Raw genomic sequence first — 21,971 nt, 5'->3', positions numbered from 1 at the left:
TGGGGTTAATTTTCTGGCATCGCCTTTGCAGGCTCTCGTCTAACTGTGTAACGGCGAGGCAGCAAATGATGACGATACCCACAACCACACTGAAAAGAACGCTCGGCAGCTTCCGTCTCTGGGGGATTGCCGTTGGGCTGGTGATCTCCGGCGAATACTTTGGCTGGAGCTACGGCTGGTCGCAGGCGGGCACGATGGGTTTTCTCGTCGTTGCGCTGGCCATTGCGGCAATGTACTGCGCCTTTATCTTTAGCTTTACCGAACTGACAACCGCGATTCCCCACGCGGGCGGCCCCTTTGCCTATGCCTACCGTGCCTTTGGGCCGACCGGAGGATTTATTGCCGGGTTCGCCACCCTGATTGAGTTTGTCTTTGCCCCACCGGCGATTGCGATGGCTATCGGGGCCTACCTGAACGTGCAGTTTCCAGCGCTGGATGCCAAATGGATCGCCTGCGCGGCGTACGTCATCTTTATGACCCTGAACATTCTCGGTGTCGGCATTGCGGCGACCTTCGAATTGATCGTGACCCTGCTGGCGATCTTCGAGCTGCTGGTGTTTATGGGAGTTGTCGCGCCGGGCTTCTCGTGGAGCAACTTCACCGCCCACGGCTGGGCGGGCGCAGAGAATTTTAGCGGCCTCGCCCTCTCCGGCATGTTTGCCGCCATTCCCTTCGCTATCTGGTTTTTCCTCGCCATTGAAGGGGCCTCGATGGCGGCAGAGGAGGCGAAGGATCCCCAGCGCACCATTCCGCGTGCGCTCGGCGGCGGCATTGTGACACTTACCGTGCTGGCGATTGGGGTGATGATCTTTGCCGGCGGCGTTGGCGACTGGCGTAACCTCGCCAACATCAACGATCCGCTGCCGCAGGCAATGAAGACCATCGTCGGTAGCAACAGCGGCTGGCTGCATATGCTGGTCTGGCTGGGGCTGTTTGGCCTGGTAGCATCGTTCCACGGCATAATCATGGGCTACTCGCGGCAGATCTACTCTCTGGCACGGGCGGGCTATCTGCCTGCGCGCCTGGCGACGCTGAACCGTAAGACCCGGACGCCGCACCTGGCGATTCTGGCGGGCGGCGTGGTCGGCATTGCGGCTATCTTCTCGGACTCGGTGATCTCTATCAGCGGTATGCCGCTCACCGCCTGTATCGTGACGATGTCGGTGTTCGGCGCTATTGTTATGTATATCACCTCTATGGCCGCGCTGTTCAAGCTGCGCCGCAGCGAGCCGAACCTGATTCGGCCCTTTAAAGCGCCGCTGTTTCCCTATGCACCGGCCTTTGCGCTGGGCATGGCGGTACTCTGCTTGGTGGCCATGGTCTGGTTCAACCCGCTGCTGGCGCTGATCTTCGCAGCCATGATGCTCGGCGGCTACCTGTGGTTTCGCAGTACGGCCACCGCTCGCGAGCGTGCCGGGCTGGATCCGCAGCTGCGCGCCCTCTCCTGAGGAGGCGACATGTATAAAACGACTCTGGCGCACCGCACCTACCGGTTCGCCAGTCTGACAACGCTGCTGGCAAAAGCCTCCCCGGCTCGCTCCGGGGATGTGCTGGCGGGCATCAGCGCCGACTCTGCCGAAGAGCGCATGGCGGCGAAGATGGCGCTGGCCGACGTGCCGCTACGCGATATTCTGGCGAGCCCGCTGATCCCTTACGAAGCGGATGAGGTCACCCGGCTGATTATCGATACCCACGATCGCGACGCCTTCTCCCTCATCAGCCACCTGACGGTGGGCGATTTTCGCGACTGGCTGCTGGATGATGCCACCGATCCCCTTACCCTGAGTCGCGTTGCCCGTGCCATTACGCCCGAGATGGCCGCCGCCGTCAGCAAGCTGATGCGCAACCAGGATCTGATCCTCGCCGCCAGCCGATGCCGGGTGACCACTCGCTTTCGCAACACCATCGGCCTGCCGGGCCATTTGAGCGTACGCCTGCAGCCCAATCATCCCACCGACGACCTGAAAGGCATTGCCGCCAGCATGCTTGACGGACTGCTCTACGGCGCAGGGGACGCGGTAGTGGGCATTAACCCGGCCAGCGACAGCCTGCCGGTGCTGGAGCGGCTCAATTATATGATGGATGACATCATCAGCCGCTTTGCTATTCCTACCCAGTCCTGCGTGCTGACGCACGTCACCAACACCCTGGCGCTGATAGAGCGCGGCGCGCCCGTCGACCTGGTGTTCCAGTCGGTAGCGGGTACCGAGGCGGCAAACAGCGGTTTCGGCATCAATTTGGCTCTGCTGGCAGAGGCCCGGGAGGCCGCATTGAGCCTTGGCCGCGGCACGCTGGGCAATAACGTGATGTACTTTGAGACCGGCCAGGGCAGCTGCCTCTCTGCCAACGCCCATCACGGCGTCGATCAGCAGACCTGCGAGGCGCGGGCCTACGCCGTCGCGCGCCACTTTGATCCGCTGCTGGTCAATACGGTAGTGGGATTTATCGGCCCGGAGTATCTCTATGACGGCAAGCAGATTATCCGCGCCGGGCTGGAGGATCACTTCTGCGGCAAGCTGATGGGCCTGCCGATTGGCTGCGACGTCTGCTACACCAACCATGCGGAAGCGGATCAGGATGATATGGACACGCTGCTGACGCTGCTGTGCAACGCCGGGCTGACCTTTTTGATTGGCGTACCGGGGGCGGACGACATCATGCTCAACTACCAGAGCACCTCGTTCCACGATGCACTCTATGCTCGTCGCCTGCTGGGACTAAAGCATGCCCCAGAGTTTGGCGAGTGGCTGACGAAAATGCAGATTATCGATAGTGCGGGCCAGCTGCGGCTCACCGGGGCTAACCACCCGCTGCTGAGCGTGCTGCCGCCTGAGGGGGTAGACGTATGAACCATCCTGACGCATGGTCTTTACTGCGCGAGTTTACCGACGCCCGGATCGCCCTTGGCCGCAGCGGTGCAAGCCTGCCGACCCGGGAGGTGCTCAGCTTCGGTCTGGCTCATGCCCAGGCTCGCGATGCGGTCCACCAGCCTTTTGACAGCGAGCCGCTGACGCAGCAGCTCTCGGCCCTCGGTCTGCATACCCTGGACGCCCACAGCGCCGCGGCAGACCGCCATATTTATCTCAACCGTCCAGATCTTGGACGTAGGCTGAGCGACGAGAGCCGCGCTGCACTACAGGCCAGCCGGGTGCCTGCCCACGATCTGCTGCTGGTCATTGGCGACGGGCTCTCTTCCCATGCGGTGCATCGTCAGGCGGTGGCGCTGATTACCGCTCTGCTGCCCTATCTGCATACGCTGGGGCTGACCACTGGCCCGGTAGTGCTGGCGCACCAGTCGCGGGTGGCGCTGGGAGATGAGATTGGCGAGACGCTGAAGAGTAAAGCGGTGGCTATGTTGATTGGCGAACGCCCCGGACTATCATCCCCGGACAGCCTCGGCGTCTACCTGACCTGGCAGCCGACACGCACCCGGCTGGACTCGGAGCGCAACTGCATCTCCAACATCCGCCCGGAGGGGCTGCGTCATGAGGCCGCTGCCTTTAAGCTCGCCTGGCTGCTGGAGCAGGCTTTTTTACGCCGCCTGACCGGCGTTAAACTGAAAGATGAGAGCGATAACCCGGCGCTGCATGAACGGGTAAAGCCCAGCCTTGCCGGGTAAATGGCCTTGCGCTATGCCTTCACCTGCTTTACCGGCCAGCAGACCGGTGCGACGCCGTTGAGGGCCGGTTTAGCGAACAGATAACCCTGGAAGTGCTTAATGCCGGCAGCTTCCAGCCAGCACCACTCCTCTACCTTCTCGACGCCTTCCGCCACAACGCTGATCTCCAGCTCGGCGCAGCATTTGACGATGGCATTAACGATCGCCTGTTTAGGGCCGTGCAGATGAATATCGGTCACAATGCTGCGGTCGATCTTTAGCTCCCCCGGCTGGAACTTGGTGAGCAGCGACAGGCCGGCAAAACCTGCGCCAAAGTCATCGATCGCCAGTCCAATGCCCGCCGAGCGGAGCTGCATAATAGCGATGGTAAACTCGTCATAGCCGGAGATCACCTCATCTTCGGTCACCTCGACAATCACCTGCTCGGGAACCAGCCCGTGACGGGTGATCTGCGCCAGCAGAATATCCACCGCGCCGGGAATGTTCACCAGCGACATTGGCAGCAGGTTAATTGAGAGCTTATGGTTGCCAATGCCGATTTTTTTCGCCAGGGCAAACGCCCACTCCTTTGACAGCAGATCGGCCTCGTGAATTTTGTCCGCCGGAATGGAAGCAAAGTAGTCCTGAGGTGAGCCACCGTTTGGGCTGCGGATCAGGGCTTCAAAGGAGCTGATCTGCCCGCGCTGCGGCTCGACGATAGGCTGAATAGCGAACTGGCAAGGCTGATCGGGGAACAGGAACGGCAGGGGTTGCGCCAGGGGGGGATCCACGGGCACAAATGCCCAGCGATCGGGCTCGCTTCGCCCAGGATACTGCTCCCGCCAGCTGCCGCGCAGGAAGGATTTAATAAATTTATACACTCGCCCGTCGCAGGCAAGCTTGAACTGAAGCGCGCCGGCACTAATGACCGAGCGCAGCACCGATCGTGGACTGTCATAACGGAGATCGAACAGCGACATGCCAAGGTTTTCAAAATGCCGCTTTGGGGCATAGTCGCGCATCAGCTCGACGACGCTATCGTGCCGACTGTCGCCATTGATTTTGGCATACAGGCTATTCACGTGCGTCAACGGACCTTCAAGCACCTGAAGAAAATGGGTCCCGTCGAAAAGTAAAATACCGGAAATTTGCAGTTCCGCATTGCGGCTCTGCGCGACGCACACCAGCTCGCCTAACTTTGACGGATCAAAGTCAGGGCTCAGGCGGCTCCGGTAAATCAGGGTAGAAATCATAATGTTCAGATCCTTTACGACAGGTGACGTAATGAGTATACCTTGCGGTGAAGGCTTTACGCCTTTCTCTGTGCCCGCTTACAGCCCTCTTCTCGTCGAAAAATCAGCATTCTTCATGCCAGTCATCCAGCATGACATTTTGCTGCAATACTTAAGAAGATTTGTTCCATTCATGATGCACAGAAGGAATAGCCAACAATGACAACAGAGCAACAATTTTGCCAGCAATTCATGGAAAAACCGTTGGATTTTCTGGCAAATGAACTGGGTGATCTTTTAACGAGCAAAAAATTACGCCTCACCACGGCGGAGTCCTGCACCGGGGGTCTGCTCGGCTCCACACTGTGCGCAGTGAAAGACACTCCTTCTTTTTTCGGCAGCGGATTTATAACCTTTACGGATGAAGCGAAAATGACGCTATTAAATGTGAACCCGGAGACACTTGCCAAACATACTGCGGTCAGTAAAGCCACGGTGGAGGAGATGGCAACGGGCGCAGTCAACGTATCCGGTGAGGATATTGGCATTTCTATTAGCGGCTACGGCGGCCCGGACGGCGGCGAAGACGGCACCCCGGCTGGCTCCGTCTGGTTTGGCTGGGCACTGCCGGGCAATAACGTCTATACGTCGCTGCAGCATTTCGAGGGCGACTGCACCGAGGTGCTGGCGCAGGCGGTAAAATACGCCATCGTGATGCTGCTCTTCAGGCTGGGCTATTCGCGCGATAACCACGCTGAACAGTAAATATCAGCGCGTGCTTTCCCCCCGCTGCATCGCCGCTGCGGCTACGACGCCGTTACGGCCTCGCCGTTTTGCAGCATAGAGCGCGGTATCGGCCTGGTTGATCACGCCGCTGGCGATAATATGCAGCGGTCGCTCTTCACGGACCATGCTGCGCTCGTTAAGCGTTGCTATCCCAATGCTGATAGTCAGGTAGCCGGTTGGGCTGGCGGGAAGCGGGATGCGCAGCGCGTTGATGCTTTGACGCATTCTCTCCGCCATTGCCAGCGCCCCTGCACTATCGGTGCGCGGCAGGATCACGAGAAACTCCTCGCCCCCATAGCGACTGACGTTGTCTTCAGACTGACGGCGGGCTGCCACCAGCGCCTCGGCAACCCTACGCAGACACCGATCGCCAGCCTGGTGACCGTAGGTATCGTTATAGCGCTTGAAATAGTCGATATCGGCCAGGCACACCGAGAGCGGAACCCGCTCCTCCAGCGCGTGAGTAATGGCGTTAGAGAGGCATTCATCCATATAGCGACGGTTAAACAGCCCGGTGAGATGGTCATGCTGGGCATGCTGTTGCAGGATCGTATTGGCGCTGGCGAGCTTCTGCTCGGCACGGCGGCGATCGGTAATATCGACCCAGGTCACCGACAGCCCTACGACGTTACCGGATGCGTCGTGAACCGGTACCGAATGGGTATCGTAGCAGCGCGTGTGCCAGACAATCTCCCGGCTGGGGATCTCTACCCCGGTATCCGCAAGGGCAAAAGCGGCTTCAAACTGTTGCCAGCAGCCGGGCATCAGATCGGCAATACGGCTTTCCGGGGCATCGGGAGGTGTATTGTCCAGGTTCATCAGCTGTGCCATCGCCTTGTTGGACATCACCAAATGTCCCTGCCGGTCAATCATGCAGAGCGCAACGGGGGTCTTGTCGTAGATTGTCTCCAGCTGCATAACGCGCTCGTCCAGGGTCGAGATGTTGCGATCGATGCCCCGGTAGCCACGCAGTTCGCCCTGCTCATCGAACAGCGGAACGCCGCTGGTTTCGAGCACCACAATACGCCCGTCAGCGCGGCGGTTACGGTTAACTAATCCAGAGAACGGAATACGTTTAGCCGCGATTTCAGAAAACGCGCGGCCAACGCGCTCGGCTTCGCCGGGCGGCATAAAGTCAAAGGGGGTGCAACCGATCACCTCCTCCGGTGAAACACCCAGCAGGCTGGTGACAACTTTAGAGGACCAGGTATAGCGTCCCTGGGCATCCACTTCCCACACCCAGTCAGAATTATTATCAAGGAGATCAATCAGATGCTGTGTATCAACACTGTTGGCATCAGATGGTTTTTTATCATCATTCATGATTAATACTAACGTTGCCCCCGCTAAAAGGGATTAGGTTACTTAACATTGGGCCTGCCTTTAGCCGAGGACGATCAATTTCTGCAATGACAATAATGCTAATGGATGAAATACACAATTTCTGCGCGTTATTATAAGCCACGTGCCATCACATATTCACGTGACAAATACATTGCGACGAACGAAGCGCTGCCGGATGTGACCTGAGCCAGCCAGCGAGAGGGAGACTGAAGGGGAAAAAAGCGAGCGGGCAGAAACAACATCGCCAGCATTACGCTGGCGACTTATTTGCTGAATGTATCGTGATGGATCGTTTTACTAACCGGGCTGGCTGCATTACGCCGCTGCCGCACCCTTTGGCTGCGTGGCGATATGTCCGGCCCAGAGGCCCGCCACCCACTTAACCCCTTTGGCGGTAAAGCGCGCCTGGGAGAAGGTGTGCTGGTTTTCACCGACGCCAGAGCGCAGCGTGAAATAACCCGCCTGCTGGTGATGCAGCTGTGGCGTCAGCGTGCCGTTAACGCGGTACATGATGTTGCGCTCCAGCAGGAACTGACGGAACTCCGGCTCTTTCACCTTCAGCATCTTGCAGAGCTGGCGAAAACCCAGCGAGTCCTGCACCTCAACGAAGCGGTCAAAAAACTCCGCCTTTGGGACGGACTGGGCCAGCTGCTGCTCGGCCCTCTGGCGCTGCTCGTACTGTTCAGCCCACGCGCGGGCCGCCGCTGCCGGGTTGGTAAAATCAGGCAGCGCTGTTTTGTTTTCGCGCTCCTGCCAGCGATCGAGTACGGCAGCGGTAAAGCCAGGTGACAGACGCGCTACGGCCAACAGAGAGTCACGCTTGTTCAGCAAAAACTCCTGATAGCTTTCGCCATCTCGTTCAAACATGGCCACCCGTACCGGCTCAGATAAACGCTGCGCCGTTTCGAGGCTTTTCACAATACGTTTTACTTCACCGTGGGTTATGCCTGTCAACGCAGCGATTTCACGGCTACTCATCGTTGCCGATTGATCCAGAGAATTAAGGCTTTCAAATGGAATCATCATAGGCTTCACCACTCACTTACTGTAGCACCCGACTGGGTTGTGTGATTATTATACTAATCCCTGTTCAAATATCCAGTAGTTTTTTTGAGCGATTTTAGTTAAGTGTCGGCTACGGCTTCGCTTACCTGGCCTCACGTTTATAACCCGTGGTCTACACTCATTTTATGCAGCCCGATCGGCATACGGACTGGCGGTATAAAAATAATAACGGGTGAACAAAAATGAAAAAGATCGCGATTATTGGTGCAGGACCGACGGGTATCTATACCCTCTTTTCCCTGCTGAAAAACAGCACACCGCTCTCCATTTCTATCTATGAGCAGTCCAGCGAAGCGGGCGTTGGCATGCCCTACAGCAGCGAAGAGAATTCGAAAATGATGCTGGCCAATATCGCCAGCATTGAGATCCCACCCATTTTTTCTACCTATATCGACTGGCTGCGCAGTCTGAGTGAAGAGCATCTGGCTCGCTACGGCGTGCAGGCGTCGTCCCTGCATGTCCGCCAGTTTCTGCCGCGTATTCTGCTTGGCGAGTATTTCCGCGACCAGTTTTTAGCGCTGGTCGTGCAGGCAAAACAGCTGGGCTTTGAGATAGACGTGCATGAGTCCTGTCAGGTAACCGACCTTGAGGCCACGCCAGAGGGCGTTCGACTGTGGTGTAAGGATACCCTGGCTGCGGAGCAGTTTGATCTTGCCGTCGTTGCCACCGGCCACGTCTGGCCGGAAGAGAGTAGCGCGACCCGCAACTACTTCCCCAGTCCCTGGTCCGGGCTGATGGAGGCCAGCATCCCGGCCTGTAACATCGGCATCATGGGAACCTCTCTGAGCGGCATCGACGCCGCGATGGCCGTAGCGATCCAGCACGGCACCTTCTATGAGACCGAAGATAAACGCCTGCACTTCGACCTTGATGCGGATAGCAAGACATTGCAGATGGTGCTCATGTCCCGCTCGGGCATCCTTCCGGAAGCGGACTTCTACTGCCCTATCCCCTACGAACCGCTATCTGTGGTGACAGAGAGCGCAATTGAAAAAGAGATTGCCGCCGGGTCGGAAGGGCTGCTCGATCGCGTCTTTGCGCTGATGGTCAACGAGCTGACGCTGGCGGATCCGCTCTGGAGCAAGCAGATCGCCCTCAGCACGCTGAATGCCGACAGCTTTTTCGCAGCCTGGTTTGCCGATCGTAAAGAGCAGGATCCCTTCCGTTGGGCAGAAGCCAATTTGAATGAGGTGGAGCGCAACAAACGCGACAGACGGACGGTGCCGTGGCGCTACACCATTCTGCGTCTGCATGAGGCTATTCAACCTATCGTTCCCTGGCTTGATGAGCAGGACAGCGCGCGCTTCGAGGCTGGGCTTGCCCGCATCTTTATTGATAACTATGCCGCCGTGCCATCCCAGTCGATTCGCCGACTGCTGGCCCTGCGCGAGGCTGGGATCCTCAACGTGCGTGCGCTTGGCTCAAACTATGAGATGGAGATTGGCGAGCAGCAAACGACGATCTTCGCTGAGGGCGAGCGGTATCAATACGATGTGTTTATCGATGCACGCGGACAAAGGCCGTTGAAGACGGACGATCTGCCTTTCCCGACGCTGCGCAAGCAGCTTGCCGCCACCGGAGAGGAGATACCCACAGTCGGGGATGATTACACGCTCCAGGAGCCCGCCAGCGTTCGCGGACGCATTGCTTTTGGCGCAATTCCCTACCTGATGCACGACCAGCCTTTCGTCCAGGGCATCACTGCCTGCGCGGAGATCGGTGCGGCGATTGCAAGGGCGGTAGCACAGCCAGCGACGCGGACGCGAGGCTGGCTGCAGATGCTGGAGTTGTAGGGATTGCTGTATATCGGATACATATAAAAGAGCAGAGGGAATCATCCCTCTGCTCCTCTTGGCCCTGTTTTACTGTCCCATACCCTCTTCCACCGGCACTTTTTTCTTAGCCGTAAAGTTATAGATAACCAGCAGCGCAAAGATGCCGGTGATGGTCAGGGTAATCATCCCCTTATCCATAAATTGAGCCATATTGCCGAGAACGATCCCCACCACGCCGAAATCGGTATCGGAGAAGGTGGTGTTGGTGAGTCCAATCGCCCCCAGAACCGGCAGCAGCGCAACAGGCAGGAAGGTAATTAAGATCCCGTGAGCAAATGCCCCGCAGATGGCACCCCGTTTACCGCCGGTAGCATTACCGAAAACGCCCGCGGTAGCGCCACAGAAGAAGTGCGGCACCACGCCTGGCAGGATTAAGACCCAGTGAAGCTGACCAAGGATAAACAGCCCTACCAGGCCGCCTACGAAGCTGGAGATAAACCCGACCAGCACCGCGTTTGGCGCGTAAGGGAACACAATCGGGCAGTCGAGCGCAGGAACGGCGTTGGGCACCAGCTTCTCAGAGAAGCCGGTGAAGGCCGGAACAATCTCCGCCAGGATCAAGCGCACGCCCTGCAGAATGATAAACACGCCCGCCGCAAAGGTAATCGCCTGGATAAAGGAGTAGACCAGATAGTTTTGCCCACCGCTGAAGTTAGCCTCAACGTACTCTTTCCCCGCCGATACCGACAGGATGAGATAGATAACCATCATGGTTAGCGAGATAGAGATGGTGCTGTCACGCAGAAAACTGAGGTTTTTCGGCATGTTCATCTCTTCGGTGGATTTCGATCCTTTACCGACCAGCGTCCCAATCCAGCCTGAGAGAACATAGCCGATAGTGCCGGTATGCGCTAAAGCCACCTGGTCACCGCCAACGATCTTACGCATATAGGGCTGAGCCAGCGCCGGGAACGCCGCCATCAAAATACCCAACGCTAACGATCCGGTATAGATAAGCTGAACACCTTCAAAACCGGCTACCGAGAGAATAATCGCCACCATGCAGGCCATGTAGAACGTCACGTGCCCTGACAGATAGATATATTTCAGGCGGGTAAACCTGGCGACGACAATATTTGCCACCATGCCGAAGGCCATAATCAGCGTGGTCGGTGCACCGTATTTAGCGAGAGCGATTGAGACCATCGCTTCGTTGTTAGGGATGATCCCCTGAACATCGAATGCCTCTTTAAAAATATCGCCCAGCGGTGTGAGGGAGCTGACCAGAACAGAGGCCCCGCCAGCCAGAACTAAAAAGCCAAGAATGGTTTTTACGGTCCCCTTAATCACATCCGGGAACGGCTTTCTTTGCGCCATAAGCCCGAAGAGTGCCACCAGACCCACAAGGATGGAGGGCACCTTCAGCACGTCGACGACAAACTGCAACAGGTTCTGAATAAACATATTAACCTCTACGGGAAGATGTTCATTTCGCTTTATGCGTTATTTTTCTCAAAATACTCACGTATTTTTTGCTCGATCTCTTTCAGGTCGATGATGTTGTTAATGATGATAATCTTGTCCTCAGGCAGGTTAGCGCTATAGGCGATGTCTTTCGCCATCACAAACACATCAGCCACGTCGGGCGTAACAGAACCCAAATCGGAGTGTTCGACATCGGCCTCAATATTGAGATTTTTCAGCACTTTTTTGATGTTCATTTCCATCATGAAACTGCTGCCCAGACCTGAACCACACACCGCCATCATTTTCATAACTCACCTCATTAATCGTTGATTACTGTTCGTCTACTGAGCGATACCGCTATCGGTCAGTAAAATTGCATTCAGTTCTTCCTGGCTACGCACGTTGAAGACTTTTTGCATTTCGTCTTCATCGGAGAGCAGTTCAGCCAGCTGTGAGATCATCTCTATGTGGCTGTTACTGTCCGGTGCGGAAAACATGAAAAGGGTATCTACCGGATCGTTCTCATCTGCATTAAAAACCACCGGTTCAGCCAGTTTTACCACCGATAAGCCCAGCGCCTGAGCGCCCTCTTCCGGGCGGGCATGCGGCATGGCAATTCGCGGAGCGATAACGAAGTAAGGCCCAATCTCCTCTTTCTGCCGGATGATGGCCTCGATATAGCGTTGTGATATCGCCCCCTCATTGAGCAGAGGAAGCCCGGCAATCTGAATGGCTTCTTTCCAGTCCGCGACTTTCTCAACGTACTGAACTTTTTCGCTATTTAACCACTTTGCCAGATGCGACATGTTTTTCCCCCGGATCTAAAAAACGTGTTTCTCTATTTCAGACTACTGTCTACGTATAGACATCTTTAAGATGTATAGTCATCTAGATAGTGGACCGGGATCTGAGCAGATACAATATGCGACGGTCACATTGCGCTGAACGCGCTGATTTTGGATGCAAATTCGTTAAGCCGATCACATCTTCATATCACTCAAGTAGTGATCAGAGAAGAATATCAGGCATACATGTATAGACAGGCTTAGGGGAATTGCCCTTTTACTCTTATCAGGAAGAGAATTGATGGTCGATGGCATTACAGAGAAGCAGAGAGAGGTCGTTGATTACATCCTGAGAAAAATTAAGGATGACGGCCTGCTGCCCGGCGACAAGCTGGACACTGAAATTGCTATTGCCAAAAATATTGGTATTACCCGCGCCACCGTTCGCGAGGCCACGCGCATTTTAATAGAGCAACAGAGAATTTACCGGGTTAAAGGCTCGGGCCTGTACGTAGGCTCTATTGGCGTAAGCAACCACGCGGGCAGGTTCCATGCGCTCTCTCCTTTTGACTATCAGGCCCAGAAGCATGGCTATAAGGGCGTACGAAAGGTTATCTCCGCCAGCATTATCCGCGTTCCTTCGCATGATATGGCGCAGGCGTTACGCATCAAGAACAGCGACAAGGTGTATAAAATCTTACGCCTGATGTGCTTCGATGATATTCCCGTTGCGCTGGAGCATAGCCACCTACCGGTGAGCATGTTCAGCAGCATGGAGTTCAGTAAGCTGGAGATCTCGAAGTTCTCCTATATCGAACAGATCACCGGTAAAAAGATCCAGCGCAGGGATCAGAACCTGGCGGCGATAAATTTGACCGATGCGGATATACTGACGTTGTTACAACTAAAGGAAAATGATGCGGTTATCGAGCTTACGGAGACGGTGTTTCTTGATGATGGAACACCCTGCGAGGTGAATATCGCGATGATAAATACAAGGATTTTCCCGCTGCGGCAGGATTCACGGCGGCCTTGATTGTCATGAAGGGTGAGTTACAGGCCTTTAGGTAACTAATGGTCGTTAGTGGTATTCAGTCTTTATCATTTCACCTTTATCATTTATACGATATTCGCCATCATTAACGCCAAATGATATAACGTTAGACTGACTATTCCATACGGTAAACGCTTTGTCTTTATCAATGCAGTTGGCTTTAGCTTTCATATCCTCAAAGCATCGTCTATCATACTTTCCCTCTTCTTTATACCCATCACCAAAATACCAAAAGACAACGGTGAAAGAACCATCAGCATCAGGTACAGGTATATTGTATTTACTCTTAAGCATCTCCTTATTTTTCAGCCACCAGTTTATTTTTCCTTTATCCCTCAGTGGAAAGCTTTTGACTAAAACTGAACTGTGGCTACCCTCTCGATGAACGGCGACAATCTCTACTTGGCGCAAAGACAGCCAAAGCCAGTAACTGAGTAGCACAATGCTGACTAAGAGAATTAGACTAATTACTTTTTTATTGTAACTATCAGATTTGCGCTGCGAAATCACCCAAAGCATTTTCATGTAACAAAAGATACGAGAGTTTGCATCCCGCCTTCACCATATACAAAAAAATAAGCTGGCAATAACATTCCGCTCCCTTACTTGGTCAAGTTGCCATTGCTATCAATAAAAAACTCGTGCACATATCTTTTACCATTCAACCCATAATTAACCACATAGGTGTGGTTGCTCTTCCATTTAACATTTATACAATTGTCAGGGTAAGAGGAATGCAACTTAGTATAACCAGAACTAACCACTGTTTGTATTTTATCATTCTCACTTTCATCCACAGTGTAATAATTTAGTAGATCTTTATTATCCACACTGAAACAAAGATGATCGCCATTGATAAATGTAGCGCGTGGATGCGGCGCTGGATTCCCACCAGGGCAACCGGAAAGAAGGAAAATGACAGGTAGTATTACTAATTTCTTCATGCTGGAAATCCCTTCATCACGTTTCTATATTCTTGCAGTAATAAATAATCAGACTTTTTAGGATCATAATCTCTTAGTGCAGGAAGATACATATAATTTATAAAGCCATAAGCTTGCAATAACCAATAATCGCTAACTAAAGAGGCTTGTTGTTCTAAACTGTAATGGCGAATATCATCTTTATCTAGACTGTAGCTGTAATCAGCGAAGCGGGAGAATAGGCCTCTTGTTCTTACACACATGCCGTGTTGTGCTTGCCAAACGTGCATCATTTCGTGCATGAATCTATGTTTCTTCTGTACATCTGCTTCCATTGAAAAATCGTGAGAATAGGTGTCTTCCCTAAACCACATTTCACCGTTTGGACTCATAGCCACATCTATAGGTTGTAGGTTAAACGGTAAGTAGCTTTCCCGATGCACCCAAATTTTATTATATCTGAGGCCACAGCCATAAAGCGAGCTTGCTAACCCTATCTCCCCCATCGTGATAAGCCTCACGCCGCCAGGGGCAATACGTGTTCCCGATGTCGCTCTAATCCTTTCATTTACAGGCATTAAAAATCCCTCTAATCTGTAATGAAATTAATGACTAATCATACACAACCGCGATCGGACAGAGCAAAGAATTTTTCCGGGGATGGTCTGGTTTTATGTAACAGAATGAATACGATAAGCTAGAGCAGAACATCACATTGGCGGCTCAGGCTAGCTTACTCCCTGCCCCTTCCGCTTTCTTCCGCTCTGACCTTGCCTTGCCCTCAAGATTCGCCAGAAATTTACGGACATTGATTTAGTGGCGGTTGCGCTTTGCCGTGGCGCTTTAGGTCGCTTCTGTCCTATAGGTATAGGCAGCTTCGCACACCTGCCTATGCGATAAATACTGATAACCACTCCTACATTATTTAGGCGCTTGCATGTGTTACGACAGGACCAAAATTGACGAAGGAAATTACTAAAGTATTGGATTTTGTTGTGTGATGCAATAACAGGCGTCAACAAATAACAATATCATAATGATTTTAAAAGAAAATTCAATATCAAATAATAAAACTATACACACCACTATGCACATTGCCGATGCCATTTATTTTTTATACTGAAACACCATAAGTAAAAATCTTTTTTGCATTTAACTGCTCACACTATTCACTTTGTTATTTTTACTTAAAAATAAAATAGTTATTAGGTGATTAGTAGGTGAAGAGTGAATATTCCATTGCTCATCCAGCAGGATAATCAGGTATAAAAAAACCGGCGATTGCCGGTCGGGAGATGCTTAGTCAGAAATATTTCCGGTGTTAGTATTAAAGCGATTTTTGTTATATAGTTGACTAAATGCCAGTAAGAATATTTACTCTATAAAATATATGCAGATGCTACTACTTAAACTTACCCAATGTCTTTTCGATTTTGGATAAACTTTCAGCTATTTTACGAGAGTTACTATTATCAGAAGCGTCTACATAAGCCATTGATTATATTTCAATATAACACTCATTAGAAATTTCCCTTGAGAATGGGTTTCTACTATTTGCTTTACGGAAAGTAGTTGTGACCTTTATTTTCCCATCACCAATAAAATTGTTAATTCCAGCATAATCACCAAACATGAATACTCGACTGGTTCCTGGTGCGAAAAATGGTATTCCCTTAATAAGCGCACTATCGTTCATATCACTGGATACATCATCTTCAAATGCCCGATGTGGTAACGCCCTGTCAAAACTGAACTTTACATCCGCAGCAGCGCTCTTTCCAATATTCTTTATGACAATGTTTAAAATGCTTTTTGAGTTCTCGTTTTGTTCGAGATATACAATTACATCCGGCGAAGTACTATCTTTATACACAAGGTAGCTGATTGCGGAAGAGCCGATAGCTACTAACATGGTAAGCGCATTTACTACAAATCCACTAGTTTGCAGAATATCCATTATTTAACCCTATTAGCTTGAAAACATCATAAACTATTAGTAGCAATAATGTGCCTTTCCGGCAATTTAGTAAAGCATCTCTGAGCTTAGTTACGAGTCAAGACCGGCGGATGCCAGTCTTGGATAGGCTAAGTCGCTGTGGACTCATCACATTTCGTCAGCCATTAGTCGTTGCTGTCCTCCCTAAGTGTCAGGTTGGTCTGCGTCTCCTGTTTGGTGTGCCGCTTCTCGTAATTTATCCCGTACTCTTTCAGAATCATCGGCAGTCCCAATCCGAACATTTTCAGGCTCAGCACGTGCTTGTAAACGTTGGCCCCCATATATACCAGATAGGCGTGATAGAGATAGTTATGTGGCTGTGGCGGGGTAATATTGACATTCCCCATAAACATTTCGTTCGTCTGCGGCAGCGCTTCCAGATAGCCGCAAAAATCAAATGTCGGGTCGCTGAACTGCTGCATAAGCTGGCGTACGATCACGGCCAGCTCGCGAGCGATTTTGTTCTTAATGTGAAGCAGAGCTATCTGCAATGCGTCAATGTGTTCTGCTCGGCCAAATTACGTACCACGGAATCGATTGATTAGGTGATAAGACCACCGGCGGAAACACGGTGCCCACACCGGCACCTGCCGCCACGCCTGCCCCGCGTAAGGTGCATGGCTGCTACAGCTCGCCGTTCAGTCACTGACAGGAGAAAACCGGTATGACCACCATCACCACAGAGCAGGCTTTCACCGCCTGCGAGGCAAACAAAACCGCCTGGCTGAAGCGTAAAACTGAACTGGCCCAGGCGGAGCAGGAGCTGCGCAGTCAGATACTGAACCCGGATGAACAAATCCCGGCCCGCATGAAGTGGCTGCGTGAAGTTATTGAGGTAACGAAATGGGAAATTAATTAGGCCGCCGGGCGGTATATCCGTTCGCATGAGGAGGTGCAGCGCCTCAGCATTCAGCACCGGCTGTATGACTTCATGCAGGCGCATGGTGCGGAGCTGGCCGCCGCCCTTGCACCGGAGCTGATGAGCCTGAACAGCCAGGCTGCGCTGATAAAAAACCGCGCCCTTGACCGTTCCACAGCGTATCTGCGCGATGCGCTGGCCGCCTGGCTGGAAGAAGGCGCAGAAATTAATTATGCCGCGCAGGATAATGACATTTTAACTGCCATCGGATTCAGGGCTGACGCGGCCTCGCGGGTTGATTACCAGGAAAAATATACCCCCGCACAGAACCTGATTTATGCGCGTCGTAAGACCGGACTGGCAGCGCGCGAGCCAGTGTGAAAAAACGCTGAATTCCCGCCATTTATACAGAAAAAGGCCATGCATGCATTAGCTGCATGGCTTTGCATGCAATTTCCCCCCCTCCTGCCCCTCCCGCCCCAGTACTGGCGTGCCCTGACGCCATCCATGCACCTGCATTCAAACCCATCCATAAAGCGGGCAGGCGTGGCGGGGAGAGCATTGCGCGCCTAATAATATTTAAATTATTTTTTTATAAAGGCCATCTAACCCAGGTTTCAAAAGAAATTGAGATGGAGCCCCATTCTTAAGGTCACCTGAACCATTATACCGTTTCGTAGAATGTATTAGCGCAATACCCTTTCTTGCTCGTGTAATCCCTACATAATGAAGATTTATGCATTGCTGTTCATTTTCGAATACAACATCATAACTTCCATCTATGAAAGCTCTTTTAGGCAAAATCCAATCATAGAGATCCAAATGAAAAACAAAGTCAAATTCAAGACCTTTAGACTTATGTAATGTCATTATTTGAACCTCATCGCTTCTAACATCCAAATAATTATTTTGCATCCTCGGGGTAACTAATATTTCAGAAAGGGCAGCCTTATGATGCTGCTCGATTTCAGCCCCTAAAAGGGTTACTACAATTTTATTTATCACGTCAATAAGTAAGGTATCTGTAGCACTTCTAACCTGCTTAATAGCCTTACGGATACGAGTAGCCTCGCTCCTCTTGACACATCGTCCTAAAACCCCCTCTACAATAGACTGGGCAGTTTTATTTAAGTTATACTTGTAACATAATAAATCATTGATAAGACCCGAAACTTTACCACCAGCCTTTGTTAAATCATTATCCAAACAAGCTCTATTAGAAACAACTAAATTATCAGAAACTAGCTCCGCACAAGCATTGCTTCTTACCAAGATGGCAATTTCCTTATTATCAGATATAGAGAATTTATTTTTTACATTATCAAGAATATTACCAATCCATTTAGCTATATCAATTTGACTCCCATCAACACATTTTCTATAAACAAAAACCTCATCACATGGAACTAATTGACATTCAAAATCTTTAATTCTATTAGCGTAATTCACTATAGATGGGTGACATCTGTGATTTACAGTAATTTCCTTATGACAGAAACCACTATCACTCATGAAATACTTTAACGAATCCGAACCACGATGGGAATATAAATAAATTGATTGATCCAAATCACCAACGATTATCAGAGGCATTCCTAACGTTGGTATGAACTTAAAAACCTGATGAGTAAAAAAACCTGTATCTTGATATTCATCGACAAAGAAGCCAATATACCTTGCCATTAAATACCGCTGACAAGAATATGACACCCTAACTATATAAAAAGCCAAGTGAGGAAGAAAGTCTAAAATTAAAAAACCCTTTAAATAAAAATCCCTCAGAGAATCTATGCCCTCAAATGAGGTATTAGAATAAAAATCGCCCCGTTCAAAGTACTTATTTGTCTTATCTTTTAATTCTTGAGGAAGATCTATATACCTCACTATTTCAAGAGCACTTTCGCTACCTCCCCATACCTGTTTTACAAAAGGTAAAATTATTTCGTTAATGAAAAACTTATCAATAGTACCAAAGAAGCTAGAATTTAACTCAGCTCCCAACTTTCTACATCGGGCTTTTAGCTCCTCGCTAGATTTATTCGTATATGACAAAGCAACAACTCCCTGATGATCCTTGGAATGGGATAAACAGGTGGCAATCTTATGGGCGAGTATTGTTGTTTTACCACTTCCTGGGCATGCAGTTATGACCAGATTGCCGTCATAATCAATGGCATCTAACTGCTCCATAGTTAACTTCATAATTCACCTCTAGCAATTTTCAATGCATGTATTAGAGGTCTAGCTATATCTTTATTCCTCAACTCAGTTAAAAAATTTTTTTTCTCTTTAATTAATTCACGCATACGTATAGCTTTCTTCCCTCTTAAATAATCAGCTGCATCATCTAGATTGTCCATACTTGCATAATCAAGAACATGCTTCGAGAAGTCATTAGCAAGATCTCCTTCAAGGTCAAAAAAAGATATATAAACGCCGTTAGGATTTATTATTGGTGAAATTATTCCCCATTTAGTATGCAAAGCTTTACTATCTATAGGAATACTTGCGTTTGGTTCTTTACTGCCTCCACACAGTGCTAACGCTCTATTTACACCAGCATATTGCCATTCATTCTTATGAGGTACTTTTGAAGCATCATTGTCTGTTCTAACGATCCAACTAATATTTAGAGCTGTTAATATTTTTCTATAAACTTCGAATTGGATTCCATCAACAGAAAGAATGCTGATATTATAATAATCAAGATCGATATTTAATGCTTTTGCTAATTCAGTGTAAAAAATTACTTCAGATGGTCCCTCAACCAAAAAAACCACGTTAGCAAAAAATGCTTCTGCCGGAATAATACTCATCCGATAGCCCATTCCATCCCATGCAGAACTAATACAGTCAGAACATCCATTACTTGCGGCTAGAGTTTCTCCATCATCATAGTATAGTTTTATGATTGAATCAGGTTTAAAATTCACTGCAATTTGAGGTGAGTGGCTTGTAACAATTGCTTGGCCTGGAAGTTTATCGATTAAATAGGCTGCCAATTTTCTTTGCTGGTGAGGAAATAGATGTGCTTCCGGTTCTTCAATACAGTAGATCACTACTTCACTATCAACATCATGCTCGCGAACACTTTTTGCTTTCCATAACGCAAGAAGGATTTGGTTATTAAATCCATCGCCGCCAAGCATTAGTTTCTTCCCATTTGTATTGGCGCTTAATTCTAGTTTTTCTATAAACTGGTCAACCCCTATTGCACCAGTATCAAGTTGAACAGTTAATCTATCATGAGTATAGGATAATTTCCTAAGCTCATCGTTAAGCTCTTCTGTTGCTGATGCAACATAACTTATCCCTTTAACTTTTTCATTCACTTCAGTAAGAAGTTTATTTAATTCAGTAAAAACCGCCCCATCATTTTCAGTATCCATTTCACTACGAACTTCTTGCGCCAATCTTAAAAGATGTTTCTTTTCAATTCTAATATATTTTTCAAGATCCCTTTGCGAATTTATATATTTTAAACTCAAACACTTTAAGTAAAATCTGTTAGGAGATTCATCAAAATTTTTATATTCATGACTAAGTAAAATCTTATAATCCATAGTTAATGATGAAGCAAGGTACTTAATGTATGTCTCCCCTTTATCGCTAACATATCCCCCTAACTTAGATATTACCGCATCTTCACTGACATCTGTAAACTTAATAGTGATTTCTATATTTTCAACCTGCTCACCTGTCGAACTTACATGAAAGTCATTGTTTTTTGGTTCAAGATCTAATTCAGATAAACTTTTATCAAGTAATAATCGAATGGCATATAATAGATTGGTCTTTCCAACATCATTTGCACCTATAATCAAATTAGTTTCATTAAAATTAATAACTGCATCACAGTAATTCCTGAAACCCTTGATATAAACAGTTTCAATTCTCATTTACATTTCCCTCAAAATAATCTTGAAGAGAAAAAGCTCAACATTTGCCTTCTTTCTTCTATGAATGTTGCATGATTATAAGTACCGCGAATTCTATTACTATCAACATGAGCGAGCTGTAATTCAATATGTTGAGAATTAAAGCCAGCATCATGTAAAATTGTTGACATCATATGCCTAAACCCATGACCGGTAAGCCTGCCACCGTACCCAAGTCGCTTTATAAGCTGATTAATAGCAGCCTCACTCATTGGCTTATTCGGATCGTTCCGCCCCGGAAAAACATAGCAATAGTTCCCAGTCATGATCTTAAGTTCATTGAGCAAATCTAACGCCTGAGTAAACAATGGCACAAGATGTGGCCTGCGCATTTTCATCCTTTCAGCAGGAATTTCCCAAATAGCGTTATCCAGATCAAATTCTGACCATAATGCAGCTCGTAATTCGATGGTTCTCACGCCCGTAATCATCAGTAATTTCGTGGCTATCTGGACAAACTTACTCCCGGTATAACCCTCTAAGGCGCGCAGAAATTCGGGTATCTCATCAGCTTTTAGGAACGGGAAATGATTTGATTGGTGTACTTCGAGGGCGCTGGAGAGATCCGCCGCAGGATTGTACTCCGCCTTACCAGTTGCAATTGCGTAGCGAAACACTTCGGAGCAACGCTGCCGCACTTTACGCATTTTCTCCAACGCACCACGTTTCTCAATTTTACGCAGAACGTTAAGCAGCTCTAGCGGTTTAATCTCTCCCACTGGCCTTGTTCTAACATAAGGAAAACTGTCGTTCTCAAACGCTTCCATGATGTCTGACGCATAACCTGCCGACCATCTGGTAGATTTCATCTGGTACCATTCTGTAGCTATCTTTTCGAACGCTCTATTAGATCCCGTTTGCAAAGCATTGTTCTGCTCTTTACGAACCTCACTCGGGTTCTTTTCTTTCGCGACCAGTTTTCGAGCATCGTCACGGCGAGAACAGACATCTGCAAGTGTGATCGTCGGATACACACCCAGCGAGATCATTTTTGATTTACTAGCAAAACGATAACGGAACCGCCAGCTCTTGCTTCCATTAGGTTCTATAACCAATGGCAGCCCTTGCCCATATCCAAGTGTATAGGCTTTTGCTTCATGCTTAGCGCGGCGAATCTGCATATCGTTTAAAGGCATGTGTACAGGAATC

At 49.7% G+C, this 21,971-nt stretch carries 19 protein-coding genes and 3 pseudogenes; 8 read left to right on the top strand and 14 right to left on the bottom strand.

Translation table 11 applies throughout. The annotated features are described in order from the left end of the window. The first annotated feature begins 68 nt into the window (after positions 1-68). From eat to eutC, 3 genes are read left to right on the top strand one after another with little or no spacing between them, the layout of a single operon-like run. Complete coding sequence (gene eat, locus NR795_RS00240) at positions 69-1,448, top strand: ethanolamine permease (protein ID WP_257758250.1); 1,380 nt, start codon at positions 69-71, stop codon at positions 1,446-1,448. A gap of 9 nt (positions 1,449-1,457) precedes the next feature. Next, the gene (locus NR795_RS00235; protein ID WP_257756671.1) at positions 1,458-2,849 is read left to right on the top strand and encodes an ethanolamine ammonia-lyase subunit EutB; all 1,392 of its coding nucleotides are present in this window, start codon (positions 1,458-1,460) and stop codon (positions 2,847-2,849) included. Beyond that, positions 2,846-3,619, top strand: a complete 774-nt coding sequence (gene eutC, locus NR795_RS00230) for an ethanolamine ammonia-lyase subunit EutC (protein WP_144819321.1) — start codon at positions 2,846-2,848, stop codon at positions 3,617-3,619. Before NR795_RS00235 ends, eutC begins: the two co-directional genes overlap by 4 nt. An 11-nt stretch (positions 3,620-3,630) precedes the next feature. Here eutC and NR795_RS00225 read toward each other — a convergent pair whose 3' ends face one another. Then, positions 3,631-4,851 carry a diguanylate phosphodiesterase gene (locus NR795_RS00225; RefSeq protein ID WP_144819319.1) on the bottom strand — a complete coding sequence of 407 codons (1,221 nt, stop codon included), beginning with the start codon at positions 4,849-4,851 and terminating at the stop codon, positions 3,631-3,633. Positions 4,852-5,049: 198 nt separating this feature from the next. Between NR795_RS00225 and NR795_RS00220 the strand changes: the two genes are divergently transcribed. Continuing rightward, positions 5,050-5,595, top strand: a complete 546-nt coding sequence (locus NR795_RS00220) for a 2-oxo-tetronate isomerase (RefSeq protein ID WP_257756668.1) — start codon at positions 5,050-5,052, stop codon at positions 5,593-5,595. A gap of 3 nt (positions 5,596-5,598) precedes the next feature. On the opposite strand, the gene NR795_RS00215 is transcribed toward NR795_RS00220, so the two are convergent. Together NR795_RS00215 and NR795_RS00210 are read right to left on the bottom strand one after the other, a co-directional pair. Continuing rightward, positions 5,599-6,939 carry a diguanylate cyclase gene (locus NR795_RS00215; protein WP_257756666.1) on the bottom strand — a complete coding sequence of 447 codons (1,341 nt, stop codon included), beginning with the start codon at positions 6,937-6,939 and terminating at the stop codon, positions 5,599-5,601. A gap of 336 nt (positions 6,940-7,275) precedes the next feature. Continuing rightward, complete coding sequence (locus NR795_RS00210) at positions 7,276-7,986, bottom strand: phage antirepressor KilAC domain-containing protein (protein ID WP_144819313.1); 711 nt, start codon at positions 7,984-7,986, stop codon at positions 7,276-7,278. Between the two features lie 221 nt (positions 7,987-8,207). Between NR795_RS00210 and NR795_RS00205 the strand changes: the two genes are divergently transcribed. After that, positions 8,208-9,818: an FAD-NAD(P)-binding protein gene (locus NR795_RS00205; RefSeq protein ID WP_257756664.1), complete on the top strand. Its 1,611-nt coding sequence runs from the start codon at positions 8,208-8,210 to the stop codon at positions 9,816-9,818. Between the two features lie 69 nt (positions 9,819-9,887). Here NR795_RS00205 and NR795_RS00200 read toward each other — a convergent pair whose 3' ends face one another. From NR795_RS00200 to NR795_RS00190, 3 genes are read right to left on the bottom strand one after another with little or no spacing between them, the layout of a single operon-like run. Beyond that, the gene (locus tag NR795_RS00200) at positions 9,888-11,264 is read right to left on the bottom strand and encodes a PTS ascorbate transporter subunit IIC (protein WP_257756662.1); all 1,377 of its coding nucleotides are present in this window, start codon (positions 11,262-11,264) and stop codon (positions 9,888-9,890) included. 32 nt (positions 11,265-11,296) lie between these two features. Beyond that, a complete protein-coding gene (locus NR795_RS00195; protein WP_144819307.1) occupies positions 11,297-11,575 on the bottom strand; it encodes a PTS sugar transporter subunit IIB in 279 nt (92 codons plus the stop codon). 33 nt (positions 11,576-11,608) lie between these two features. Then, entirely contained in the window at positions 11,609-12,073 is a 465-nt protein-coding gene (locus NR795_RS00190) for a PTS sugar transporter subunit IIA (protein WP_144819305.1), read from the bottom strand. Between the two features lie 280 nt (positions 12,074-12,353). Between NR795_RS00190 and NR795_RS00185 the strand changes: the two genes are divergently transcribed. Further along, positions 12,354-13,088 carry a GntR family transcriptional regulator gene (locus NR795_RS00185; RefSeq protein ID WP_257756658.1) on the top strand — a complete coding sequence of 245 codons (735 nt, stop codon included), beginning with the start codon at positions 12,354-12,356 and terminating at the stop codon, positions 13,086-13,088. A 45-nt stretch (positions 13,089-13,133) separates the two neighbouring features. Here NR795_RS00185 and NR795_RS00180 read toward each other — a convergent pair whose 3' ends face one another. The 5 genes and pseudogenes from NR795_RS00180 to NR795_RS00160 all read right to left on the bottom strand — a co-directional run. Further along, on the bottom strand, positions 13,134-13,631 hold the full coding sequence (locus NR795_RS00180) for a DUF943 family protein (RefSeq protein WP_257756656.1): 498 nt from the start codon (positions 13,629-13,631) through the stop codon (positions 13,134-13,136). A 77-nt stretch (positions 13,632-13,708) separates the two neighbouring features. Then, positions 13,709-14,050, bottom strand: coding sequence for a putative T6SS immunity periplasmic lipoprotein (locus NR795_RS00175; RefSeq protein ID WP_257756654.1), 342 nt, complete (start codon positions 14,048-14,050; stop codon positions 13,709-13,711). Then, positions 14,047-14,607 (bottom strand): type IV secretion protein Rhs, encoded by a 561-nt coding sequence (locus NR795_RS00170; protein ID WP_257756652.1) that lies wholly within the window; start codon positions 14,605-14,607, stop codon positions 14,047-14,049. The genes NR795_RS00175 and NR795_RS00170 overlap by 4 nt, the downstream gene beginning before the upstream one ends. A gap of 920 nt (positions 14,608-15,527) precedes the next feature. Further along, positions 15,528-15,986 (bottom strand): hypothetical protein, encoded by a 459-nt coding sequence (locus tag NR795_RS00165; RefSeq protein ID WP_257756650.1) that lies wholly within the window; start codon positions 15,984-15,986, stop codon positions 15,528-15,530. Between the two features lie 164 nt (positions 15,987-16,150). Further along, a pseudogene (locus tag NR795_RS00160) lies at positions 16,151-16,495 on the bottom strand (winged helix-turn-helix domain-containing protein); the annotation flags it as partial. On the opposite strand from NR795_RS00160, the pseudogene NR795_RS00155 reads away from it, so the two are divergent. Together NR795_RS00155 and NR795_RS00150 are read left to right on the top strand one after the other, a co-directional pair. After that, a pseudogene (locus NR795_RS00155) lies at positions 16,439-16,674 on the top strand (hypothetical protein). The pseudogenes NR795_RS00160 and NR795_RS00155 overlap by 57 nt on opposite strands. A 15-nt stretch (positions 16,675-16,689) precedes the next feature. Beyond that, positions 16,690-17,265: pseudogene (locus NR795_RS00150) on the top strand (phage polarity suppression protein). Between the two features lie 198 nt (positions 17,266-17,463). Here the strand turns inward: NR795_RS00150 and NR795_RS00145 are convergent. Genes NR795_RS00145 through NR795_RS00135 form a run of 3 tightly spaced genes read right to left on the bottom strand, consistent with a single transcriptional unit; the run spans position 17,464 to position 21,958 of the window. After that, on the bottom strand, positions 17,464-19,074 hold the full coding sequence (locus NR795_RS00145) for a UvrD-helicase domain-containing protein (protein WP_257756648.1): 1,611 nt from the start codon (positions 19,072-19,074) through the stop codon (positions 17,464-17,466). Positions 19,075-19,082: 8 nt separating this feature from the next. Further along, entirely contained in the window at positions 19,083-20,783 is a 1,701-nt protein-coding gene (locus NR795_RS00140) for an ATP-dependent endonuclease (RefSeq protein ID WP_257756646.1), read from the bottom strand. 11 nt (positions 20,784-20,794) lie between these two features. Continuing rightward, entirely contained in the window at positions 20,795-21,958 is a 1,164-nt protein-coding gene (locus tag NR795_RS00135; RefSeq protein WP_257756644.1) for a tyrosine-type recombinase/integrase, read from the bottom strand. Positions 21,959-21,971: the final 13 nt, after the last annotated feature.

The sequence above is a fragment of the Pseudescherichia sp. L3 genome (assembly GCF_024656065.1).
Taxonomy (GTDB): Bacteria; Pseudomonadota; Gammaproteobacteria; order Enterobacterales; family Enterobacteriaceae; genus Pseudescherichia.
Note: the sequence above shows the minus strand (reverse complement) of the source record. Positions and strands in the feature narration are given on the sequence as shown.